Annotated in this window: 1 protein-coding gene; it reads right to left on the minus strand. The window is 42.4% G+C overall.

Annotation, left to right across the window (positions count from 1 at the left end; genetic code table 11):
• Positions 1-517: 517 nt before the first annotated feature.
• Entirely contained in the window at positions 518-1957 is a 1440-nt protein-coding gene (locus tag G602_RS0117045) for an IS110 family transposase (RefSeq protein ID WP_081669868.1), read from the minus strand.
• Between the last annotated feature and the right edge of the window lie 116 nt (positions 1958-2073).

Raw genomic sequence — 2073 nt, forward strand, 5'->3', positions numbered from 1 at the left:
CTTCCTATTCTGTCAAGCCTGAAAATACGATTTTTACTGGCTTTGACGATTTTGTTATTCCTCAAAACAAGAGCCAAAGGTGATGAATTGTCATAGTATCTTGTACTGAATAGCCGATTTCAGGTAGCACTAATAAAGCATCCTCTTGTTTGCTCTATAAAGGCCATTTCTCCTTTGATCAACTATGATGGCTAACCTTCCGTGTCTAAAGGGATCGTGTCCCAACTTCCTTCGTCCAGCCAATTCATACACCAAGTGCCAGCAAAGCTCCTAAACAGGGTCAAGCCCTAGGGAAAATACCACCGCCAGCTACAGCTCTTGTTTGTTGTCCTTTACTGACCAATCTACACTTTGGATGGTACCGACAAGTCGGTGGACGCAATCCATCCTGTTGTAAGTTGGTAGCTTTATTTTGCAGAAGACTTGCTTCTGCTGTTACTGGATTCCTATCCGGAACCCTGGCCAACCACTGAACAACGCTCAGTAGTTCGACAGGATTCCGGAGCATGTTTCTTTCTTAAGCAGCCACTATTTCTGCTTCTTCAAATCTATTGATATCATCAAGCATCTTCTGTGGATCGTAGGTAATTCCTTTTTTAAGGATAGTAAATATGATTCTGAGAAGCTTACATGCTATGACTATCAGCGACTGCATCTTCTTTAGAGGATTCTTCGCTCTGGTAGTGTAATACTCATGTATATACTGGAATTCTGGAGCATGAGCCACTACCGATTTAGCTCCCTGAAACAGCCAGGTTCGCAGTTCTTTGCGTCCTCTATGGCTTATCTTTGTTTCGCCATTATGCTTGCCTGAACTGTTGGCTACAAGGTTTAATCCGCTGAGTTTCTGTATTTCCTTTGCGTCATCAAATCTTTCAATGTCTCCCATTGAAGATATGATTCCGGCTACTATGTTCTGTCCAAGTCCTGTTATTTCAAGGATGTTCTCTGCATGGGGTATTTCCATACACTTTTCATTGATTGCAGCTTCAACTGTTGCAAGCCTCTCATCCAATGAGATGATGTCTTCAACATGGCACTTTACTGAATATCTGTCCGGCTCTGAGCCTTCTTTCTTGCCTATGCTTACGCTAGCATACTTGAATATCTCAGCAGCCCTGCTATAGCCGCGTCCTCTAAGCTTAGCATTGTGCCATATATCTCGGATACCGTCTTCGCCTAGTCTGATTATATCTTCTGGAAACGGTGCAACCTTAAGTATCTCCATTGCAAAACTGCCATCTGTTTTCCCAAATGCGTCCTTATATTCAGGGAAGTAAATCTTCATCAGCCTGTGTAACCTGTTTATGCTGCGGATCCTGTTCTCAGCAAGCTGGCTCCTTAGAAGTGAGAGACTACGCAGATCAGCGTAGATGCCCTCCGGAAGATATGGCATACCGTAGTTTCCGTTCATAACAAGGTTTGCAATAACCTTGGGATCTTTTCTGTCATCCTTAAGCTGGCTGTTATCCTCGATTTCTTTTGTCTGTTTTACTGCATATGGATTTACCTGCACCACACTGATACCATTGCTTATCAGCCATGTTGCCACGCAAAACCAGTAATGACCTGTAGGTTCGAGTCCAAGTACTATCTGTTTCTTACCATTTACTGCAGCAAGGTCTACCATCCAAGCTTTTGCGGCTTCAAATCCTTCCTCGTTGTTAAGGAAAGAGAATGGCTTTTTGCTGAGTTCTCTGCCTTTTCTATCTATAGCCCTCAGATAGTGGGTTTCACTGCCTATATCGCATCCAACTATAAGCATGTCATCTGATATAAATGATAGCTTGGCATTCTTATCAAACTTTCCTGATGTCTCCAGATCATGCCAGGTCTTAGCCTGCAATGTATTTAAGAGATCATCCACTCTGGTTTGTCTTTCTTCGGCAGATAAAGTATTTATCACCGAAAAGTTGTTGCTTACTTGATTTTTGTTGTTCTTTGCCTTAGCATTCATGTTAGATACCTCTCGTATTCTTGGATTATTACCAACTGCCAGGTCAGTAACAATCCAACTTTACTTGAGGTATTCTTTTTAGGTCAACCCCTGTTTATATCATACAGGAAGCTCCT

It is taken from the genome of Butyrivibrio sp. AC2005 (assembly GCF_000424145.1).
In the GTDB taxonomy this organism is placed as follows: Bacteria; Bacillota; Clostridia; order Lachnospirales; family Lachnospiraceae; genus Butyrivibrio.